The organism is Bradyrhizobium sp., assembly GCF_035273305.1.
Lineage (GTDB): Bacteria > Pseudomonadota > Alphaproteobacteria > Rhizobiales > Xanthobacteraceae > Bradyrhizobium.
On record NZ_DATEPI010000057.1, the window covers coordinates 1 to 7964 of the forward strand.

11 protein-coding genes are annotated in these 7964 nt (G+C 59.1%); 6 read left to right on the forward strand and 5 right to left on the reverse strand.

Annotated elements, in window-relative coordinates; translation table 11 throughout:
• Window positions 1-220: 220 nt before the first annotated feature.
• Window positions 221-1258 carry a glutamine synthetase beta-grasp domain-containing protein gene (locus VJV58_RS03920; RefSeq protein WP_324136035.1) on the reverse strand — a complete coding sequence of 346 codons (1038 nt, stop codon included), beginning with the start codon at window positions 1256-1258 and terminating at the stop codon, window positions 221-223.
• A gap of 556 nt (window positions 1259-1814) precedes the next feature.
• Between VJV58_RS03920 and VJV58_RS03925 the strand changes: the two genes are divergently transcribed.
• Window positions 1815-2015 carry a DUF2735 domain-containing protein gene (locus tag VJV58_RS03925; protein ID WP_324136036.1) on the forward strand — a complete coding sequence of 67 codons (201 nt, stop codon included), beginning with the start codon at window positions 1815-1817 and terminating at the stop codon, window positions 2013-2015.
• 33 nt (window positions 2016-2048) lie between these two features.
• On the forward strand, window positions 2049-2795 hold the full coding sequence (locus tag VJV58_RS03930; protein WP_324136037.1) for a tyrosine-protein phosphatase: 747 nt from the start codon (window positions 2049-2051) through the stop codon (window positions 2793-2795).
• Between the two features lie 37 nt (window positions 2796-2832).
• Here the strand turns inward: VJV58_RS03930 and VJV58_RS03935 are convergent, their stop codons facing one another.
• The gene (locus VJV58_RS03935; protein WP_324136038.1) at window positions 2833-3030 is read right to left on the reverse strand and encodes a hypothetical protein; all 198 of its coding nucleotides are present in this window, start codon (window positions 3028-3030) and stop codon (window positions 2833-2835) included.
• Between the two features lie 119 nt (window positions 3031-3149).
• Between VJV58_RS03935 and fabG the strand changes: the two genes are divergently transcribed.
• Window positions 3150-3830 (forward strand): 3-oxoacyl-ACP reductase FabG, encoded by a 681-nt coding sequence (gene fabG / locus VJV58_RS03940; protein WP_324136039.1) that lies wholly within the window; start codon window positions 3150-3152, stop codon window positions 3828-3830.
• Between the two features lie 19 nt (window positions 3831-3849).
• Here the strand turns inward: fabG and VJV58_RS03945 are convergent, their stop codons facing one another.
• Entirely contained in the window at window positions 3850-4623 is a 774-nt protein-coding gene (locus tag VJV58_RS03945) for a GrlR family regulatory protein (RefSeq protein ID WP_324136040.1), read from the reverse strand.
• Between the two features lie 153 nt (window positions 4624-4776).
• On the opposite strand from VJV58_RS03945, the gene VJV58_RS03950 reads away from it, so the two are divergent.
• A complete protein-coding gene (locus VJV58_RS03950; RefSeq protein ID WP_324136041.1) occupies window positions 4777-5523 on the forward strand; it encodes a DUF2161 domain-containing phosphodiesterase in 747 nt (248 codons plus the stop codon).
• A 100-nt stretch (window positions 5524-5623) separates the two neighbouring features.
• A complete protein-coding gene (locus VJV58_RS03955) occupies window positions 5624-5926 on the forward strand; it encodes a hypothetical protein (protein ID WP_324136042.1) in 303 nt (100 codons plus the stop codon).
• A gap of 49 nt (window positions 5927-5975) precedes the next feature.
• On the opposite strand, the gene VJV58_RS03960 is transcribed toward VJV58_RS03955, so the two are convergent.
• Window positions 5976-6377, reverse strand: coding sequence for a PaaI family thioesterase (locus VJV58_RS03960; protein ID WP_324136043.1), 402 nt, complete (start codon window positions 6375-6377; stop codon window positions 5976-5978).
• 160 nt (window positions 6378-6537) lie between these two features.
• Between VJV58_RS03960 and VJV58_RS03965 the strand changes: the two genes are divergently transcribed.
• The gene (locus tag VJV58_RS03965) at window positions 6538-7323 is read left to right on the forward strand and encodes a cobalamin-binding protein (RefSeq protein WP_324136044.1); all 786 of its coding nucleotides are present in this window, start codon (window positions 6538-6540) and stop codon (window positions 7321-7323) included.
• Here the strand turns inward: VJV58_RS03965 and VJV58_RS03970 are convergent.
• Window positions 7320-7964, reverse strand: a 645-nt coding sequence (locus VJV58_RS03970) for a M20/M25/M40 family metallo-hydrolase (protein ID WP_324136045.1), incomplete at its 5' end; no start/stop codon positions are given. The two genes, VJV58_RS03965 and VJV58_RS03970, sit on opposite strands and share 4 nt — an antisense overlap.

Here is a 7964-nt window from a genome sequence, read left to right on the forward strand (position 1 = left end):
GATAAGTAAGAAAGAGCGAGCTTCGCTCGTCTCGACCCACCAATTGGCTGTTTGAAATCTAAATCGAAGATGAGCCAACAACCGTCATGGCCGGGCTTGTCCCGGCCATCCACGTCGTTTTCCAGAGCAGCGCATGTTGAAACGCAAAAATCCGCCAAAGCAGCTGGTGCTTTGGCGGATCCGTTCGTCGCCTCGAGCCGGGTTGTTATATGAGCAGCCTCTAAGCCGCCGCTGCCTTGGCGGAGGTCGGCACCGACGCGATCGTCTTCAGGATCTGAGAAGCGATCTGATAGGGGTCGCCTTGCGAGTTCGGACGGCGATCTTCCAGATAGCCCTTGTAGCCGTTGTTGACGAAGCTGTGGGGCACGCGAATCGAAGCGCCGCGATCGGCGACACCATAGCTGAAGGTGTCAATCGAGGCGGTCTCGTGCTTGCCGGTCAGGCGCATGTGGTTGTCCGGACCGTAAACCGCGATGTGTTCGGCGCGATTGGTCTTGAAGGCTTCCATCAGCCTTTCGAAATAGTCCTTTCCGCCGACTTCTCTCATGTACCTGGTGGAGAAGTTTGCGTGCATGCCGGAGCCGTTCCAGTCGGTGTCGCCGAGCGGCTTGCAGTGGAACTCGATATCGACGCCGTATTTTTCAGCGAGACGCAGCATCAGATATCGCGCCATCCACATCTCATCGGCGGCCCGCCTGGAGCCCTTGCCGAAAATCTGGAATTCCCACTGGCCTTTCGCGACTTCGGCGTTGATGCCTTCATGGTTGATCCCCGCCGCGAGGCAAAGGTCGAGATGCTCTTCCACCATCTGCCGGGCGACATCTCCGACATTTTTGTAGCCAACGCCGGTATAGTATGGCCCCTGCGGCGCCGGATAGCCGGTGGAGGGGAAGCCAAGCGGGCGACCATCCTTGTAGAAAAAGTATTCCTGTTCGAAACCGAACCACGCGCCCTCGTCATCGAGAATGGTAGCGCGCTTGTTGCTGGCATGCGGGGTCCTGCCATCAGGCATCATGACTTCGCACATCACCAGCGCGCCATTGGTGCGCGCGCCATCCGGATAGATCGCGACCGGCTTCAGCACGCAATCGGAGCTGTGGCCCTCGGCCTGCATGGTCGAACTTCCATCGAAGCCCCACAACGGAAGCTGTTCGAGCGTCGGAAAAGCGTCGAATTCCTTGATCTGCGTTTTGCCGCGCAGGTTCGGCGTCGGCGAGTATCCGTCGAGCCAGATATACTCGAGCTTATACTTGGTCATTGGGCCTCTCATGAATTGATGATGCAAGAGCTGGGGAACGCACGCCGGTCGAGCGACGCCAACCAACCTACCCGGCCACCTTCGGCCATCATCCATCTAGCAATTAAGGTGCCAAATCAGTGCATTGCGGCGCCCACGTGGGGTGACCAACCAGGCTCGCCATCTCGCTCTTCTGCGGCGGCATTGGGGTGCGGCATAGGCGCGCGCAGGGAGGTGCAATTACGTCGAAATCCGGCCCGATCTCGCGCCAGTTTTCGACTTCGCCGTCCGGGTGATCAAGGCCGCGGCACAGCTTCGCAACATTCGACCGTAAGGCGACGCTGCGCGGCAACTTGGCCACGGCTCGGACGTTGGCCCGGCATCGCCTGCCCTGCGACATGCAAAAGCGACAAATGCCTAAAATCTATACAGAAGCTGATTTTGTTTTGGTCAGGTTGCATCAGTGGAATGCAGCGCCAATATCGCCTTTGGTAACCGGCCGAGAACGACTGGGGCGCAGCATGGTTATGATTTGTCGGCCATTCGAAAACGGGTCGAGACCAAGAGGGACGATCACATGAATGCGCGCTTGAATAGCGGGTCCGCAAAGATCTACCAATTCCCGCCCAGGGGCCGCACCCAACTCGGCGTGCATTCGCAGGACGAGCCTCGATCTCGCCCGCCCCAGAGCTCGTCGGCGTTGAGCACGGCTGCCTGCAGCGGAAGCTGGTATCACGAAGCGGCGATCCAGGAGTCGGAGCCAACACGGAATCGTTGATAACAGCCGCAAGCCTGAGCTTAAACTCCACTCATGTCAGAGACCCCTGCCCGTCACCTCAACCTCTTCGGCGCCAGTAATTTCCGCGATCTCGGCGGCTATCCCGGAAAAGATGGCCGGCCCGTTCGGTGGCGGCAGATCTTTCGCTCCAATCATCTAGGGCAGCTCACGGATGCCGATATCAATATCCTGCGATCCCTCCGTCTAAAAAGCGCGTTCGACTTACGCGGCGCCGAGGAACGTGCCACTGCAATCTGCTGTCTTTCCGATATCGCCGTTCACTCGCTGGCGATCGAGCCGACAGTCGTTGCTACCCTGCGCGCGCGAGGCGCCAGTGGTGTCGCACTATCGTCCTCCGATGCGATCGAGGTGATGCGCGATTCCTATCGAAGTTATGTCCGCTCGAATACCGCAAGCTTCCGCACGTTATTCACCCATCTGCTTGAGGACCGCGCGCCGTTGGTGATCCATTGCAGCGCCGGCAAGGATCGCACCGGCTTCGCCTGCGCGCTGATTTTACATGCGCTTGGCGTGCGCGATGAGCTGATCGCCGAGGATTATTTGCTCACCAACCGCTTCTATCGCCGCGAGCCCTCGGCTTCGAGCGATCTTCCCGACAATGTCAGTCAGGTTCTGGGCTCGGTGCAAACGTCATTTCTCGCCGCCGCGTTCGACGCAATCAGCACCGATTACGGCAACCTCGAATGTTATTTTACGGACGGATTGGGGGTCGGTGCGGATCAACGCGCGAGGCTCCAGGCGCGCTACCTGGAAACCTGAACTACTGCTTATGGAGATTTCAGGGGTGAACCAACCGTTACGCGGCGGCTTCCAACTCCGCATCGAGATCAGCGATGACGTCCTCGAACGCCGAGATTGCCTGCTGGACCGCGGCGATCTGCATCAATTCCCAGCCGCTCACCGGTCCCCTGCGGTTCTGGAGCGCGACGATGAGATCCCTTCGCTGTTCCTTAAGCTGAACAAGCGGTAAACCGTGATCGGGTAGATGTCTCATGATGTATTCCAGTCCCTGCATTGAACGCCCAATTGCTGGTCTATAGCGGGGCCGGTCTGAAATTCGCTTACGGAACTCGGGCAAATTTTATCTAACTCCAACGGGCACGAGGCTCCATCATGGACGGAAAAGTCGTTGTCATAACCGGAGCGTTGGGCGCCCTCGGCAAAGTGGTCGCGGAGAGTGCGCTGGCACGCGGCGCGCGCGTTGCCGGAGTGGATCACGCCGTCTCACGAGTCGGCGCAACGGGCAATCGGCTCGAGCTTGGCGGTGTCGATCTTTCGAACGCCGCGGCGGCCAAAACGGCGATTGACAATGTCGCGTCGCATTTCGGCAGGATCGATGCGCTGGTCAATATCGCTGGTGGCTTTGCCTTTGAGGCGGTCGCGGACGGCGAGACGAACACCTGGCAACGAATGTACGCCCTCAACGTGCTTACCGCGTTGAACGCATCGCGGGCTGCCATCGGCCATCTCACCGCTTCCGGCGCGGGGCGAATCATCAATGTCGGCGCGATGGCTGCGCTCCAGGCCGGCTCCGGAATGGGACCTTATGCTGCCTCCAAGGCCGGCGTGCACCGCTTGACCGAGGCGCTCGCCGCCGAGTGGAAAGGCAAGATCACAGTCAACGCCGTGCTCCCCTCCATCATCGATACACCTGCCAATCGCGCCAGCATGCCGCAGGCAGACTTCGGCAAATGGGTAGCACCGCAAGAGCTCGCCGAGGTGATCCTGTTTCTAATTAGCCATGCCGCCAGCGCCGTGACTGGCGCTTTGATTCCGGTGAGCGGCCGTGTCTAGCCATTCACGACAACAGGCCTCACGTCTTCACGAGCTTTTTCAATACCGCGCTAAAGCGAATGCTTCGTTTGCCGGCCAGCGCGGTCGCTTCCGCGAGAGCTCCTTCCTCATCGTAGCTTCCGGAGAACCCGACGCCGACCTCGCGACCACCGAACACCGGCCGGGCGCCCTGACTAGGCGTGTGCTCATGGTTGACCAGTTCGCCTTTCCATCTGCCGTTCGAACTGGAGCAGGACCCGATGTAATCGAAAAATGCGTCGCCACCGCGGATTTTACCGTCGTGCAGCACCATCACACCGGTGTTGCCGCCGTCGAGTCCGTCAAGCATCCGGATGTGAATGGAGTAAAGACCGTTTCCAATCCCGCCTTTTCCGGCCGGCGGCGGCACCGGGGGCGCCCCCGCTTCGCTGATCGGAGTCATCACCGAGTTGAAAGCAATGTCGGGCAACTGCGTCGTACCGCCTTCGAAAAAATATTGCGTACCCTGTCGCCGGCCCGTGAGCGACAGGGTGATCTCATCGACTTTGAAGAGCGGCTGGAATTTCGGATCGTCATTGTGACGCTTACTCGAAATGTCGACCAGCACCTCGTCATTTTCGCCATCCCGATACGTGCCGATGAACGCAAATGCCGAATTCCCGCCCATCATTTTGCCGTCCCAAACGTAGAGGACGCCGCGGCGCGAGCCGTGCACGGTATGCATCTCAACCTTGTAGAGTCCCTCTTCCATTGTCGCTCCGGCCTTTTTGGCCCGAAAATCCAGCCCTGCCAGCGCATATACATTGGCTGCCATGCCGCGCGCCATCAATCCCACCAATTAGCCCCATTTCGGTTCCGCTCGAAATGAGGCGATCCCACATGGTTTTGGCGGTACGCCCGATCTACCTAACGGTCATCCGGGGTAAACTGGCAGTATTGAGTCGCACTTCGCGCTATCGGAGCCAGCTTGGAAACCGCGCTTTACCTTCCCGTCAAGCGTTTCCTCGAAAACCTCGGCTTTACGGTCAAGGGAGAGGTCGGCGGCTGCGATCTCGTGGGCCTGAGCGCGGGCGAGCCGCCGATCGTCGTGATCGGAGAATTGAAGCTGTCCTTTAATCTTGAATTGATTTTGCAGGCCGTTGATCGCGCCGGCGCGTGCGACGAGGTATGGGTTGCCGCCAAACTGTCAGCGACCGGCAAGGGACGCGAGAGCGACAGCAGATATCGCAACCTCTGCCGCCGGCTCGGCTTCGGGATGCTCGCCGTCACCAACACCGGCGCGGTGGAGGTGATCGTCGAGCCGCCGACCACCAGTCCCCGGCGAGACAAGAAAAAGCGCTCGCGATTGGTCGCGGAACATCGCCGTCGCAAAGGCGATCCCGCTATGGGTGGCAGCACCCGCGCGCCGATCATGACGGCTTATCGCCAGCAGGCGCTAGCGTGCGCATCCGCGCTTGCGCAAGGCCCTCGGCGCGTGCGCGACCTCAAACCGGAAATTCCTGACGCTGCGAAAATTCTGCTACACAATGTGTACGGCTGGTTCGACCGCGCTGAGCGCGGCATTTACGTCCTGACCGAGGCCGGACAGGCAGCATTGAGGCGATGGCCGCAGCAACCGGTGGATTTGCGAGCGCGGCCGAGCCAGTGCCGTGATCACGCCGATGCAATCTCTGGAAAGCAGGGTGATTACAGCAACGACAGTCCTTGTGCATAGATTTGAAGCCGGGAATGCATAGCTGGTTTGCCACTCGTTTTGTGTATTGCAATGCAATATCGAGCCTCCTAGTTATCTGCGGTCAAATCAGAGGCCCCGGATGAGCGAAAATTGGAATACGAAATATGGGCCACGTCGCGTCCGACGCGATCCGCCCACGCTTGACGAAGCAATCTTTGCCGCCATTGGCATCACCGATGATCAGGAAGCTCAGGCTGAAATCGCCGCTTCTCTGATGGGAATGCCGGTTGATGCGGTAACGCCGGAAGTGAAGAAGATCGCGCGTACATCCGCACGCTCTTCGACCCGCGTCATCGCGGGCGAACAGGGCGCGCAACGCTCCGTGGTGGTCGAGCGCCGGGTTGTCAGGAAATTCGGCAACGATAAGCGGATGGGGACTTAAGTAACCCGGGGAGTTCTAAAGAGGGTATTCCCAAAAGCAGCGTTTAGGATCAGACCAGCACCATTTGCGTCTGCGTTACTACCGCGACCAGCTTTCCGTCCTCAGTCTCCAGCCGTGTCTGCCAGACTTGCGTTCGTCGACCGCGATGCACCGGGGTCGCGGTGGCGACGAGGGTCGCGCCTTCGCGCGCGCCGCCGATGAAATTCGTCTTGCTTTCGATGGTGGTGGTACCCTTCGCGTCATCAGGCAAATTGATCACGGTAGCCGCCGCGCCGACCGAATCCGCAAGCGCCATGATTGCGCCGCCATGAATGGTATGGCCGAGTGTGCAGAGATCAGGTCGAACCAGCATTCGCGCGACCACACGATCCCTTTCGGCCTCGGTAAAGGTGACGCCCTTCAGTTCAGCGAATGGCATTTTCATCGAATTCACTCTTTCAAGCGGCGTCATCAGCGATAATCCTCTCATTTTCTTCGAAACATACGCGGGGCTTGGACAACCATCCAATGCTTCATCAAGACTGTTGTTGAAACGATTACCCGCGAGGTCAAGTCTACGATGAGATTTGTCGGTTGGTGACAAACCGTTGGTTTTCGACCATATGGTTCGGATGCGCTACTTCCCTCCCCGCCGCATCGTCTGTCTCACAGAAGAGACCGTCGAGACATTGTATCTGCTCGGAGAACAGGACCGCATCGTCGGGGTTTCCGGTTATGCCGTCCGCCCGCCTCAGGTCAGGCGCGAGAAGCCGCGAGTTTCCGCGTTTATATCGGCCGACATTCCCAAAATCCTGAAGCTCGAGCCGGATCTCGTGCTGGCCTTCTCCGATTTGCAGGCAGAGATCGTTTCCGATCTCGTCCGCGCCGGCGTGCCCGTTCATGTTTTCAATCAGCGAGATATCGCCGGCATTCTCGCAATGATCCGCACTGTCGGTGCGCTGGTTGGCGCGGTCGACCGAGCCGATCGGCTTGCAACCAGCTACGAACAACGCCTTGCAGCCATCGCTTCGGTACCCAGGCCTTTGCCAAAACCAAAGGTGTATTTCGAGGAGTGGGACGATCCGCTGATCAGCGGCATCGGGTGGGTCTCCGAGCTGATCGAAATCGCGGGCGGAGAGGACGTGCTGCCAAACCTGCGGTTTCAGCATGCGGCAAAGGATCGGATCATTTTGCCCGATCTCGTCCGCGAGACCACGCCGGATGTGATCCTGGCATCGTGGTGCGGCAAGAAAGTCGTGCCGGACAGGATCAGAAATCGACCGGGCTGGAGTGATCTTCCTGCCGTCCGCAATAATTGCATTATCGAAATCAAATCGCCATTAATCTTACAGCCCGGCCCGGCGGCGCTCACCGACGGACTGAATGCGATCGTCGCCGCGCTTTGGCCCTCCGGCTAGATCCGCTCAAGCCCGCACCATTCCGCGACGAACAGCGCGATGGCTTTGGTCGATTGGCGCAACGATTCCAGATCAACATACTCGTTGAAGCCGTGCATCGCTGCGCCGGTCGCTCCGAAGCAGAGGCTCGGAATATTGTAGTACAATCCATAAAAGCGAGTGTCGGTAAGCGCCGTAAACGCGAGGTCGGAAACCGTGCCGCCATATACTGTCTGGAAAGCCTTGCCGAAGGCAGCCTCCGAATCTGCGGAATCCTTCAGTTCATAACCGTCGGACAGAAAGCCGGACCATTGCACTTCGGGCGGATTGTTCGAGAGGAAGCGATGATCGCGTGCCGCGGAGGAGATGCACGCGAGTATTTCGGCCTGGCAATCGGCGACCGACCATCCGGGCAATATCGCGATCCGGCAATTGATATCGCACCAGGCCGGCACGCTGGAGGCCCAGTCACCGCCCTTGATAATGCCCGGATTGAAATTGATCGGATGGGTTACCGCGTTAAAGTTGCGATCGGCCTTGGCGCGCTCATTCCAGTCTGACTCAAGTTTTTGCAGCGCGTGGATGAGATGGTAGCCTGCCACGATGGCGTTCGAGCCGGCACCGGCCTCGAACACGTGCACAGGATGGCCCCGCACTTTCAA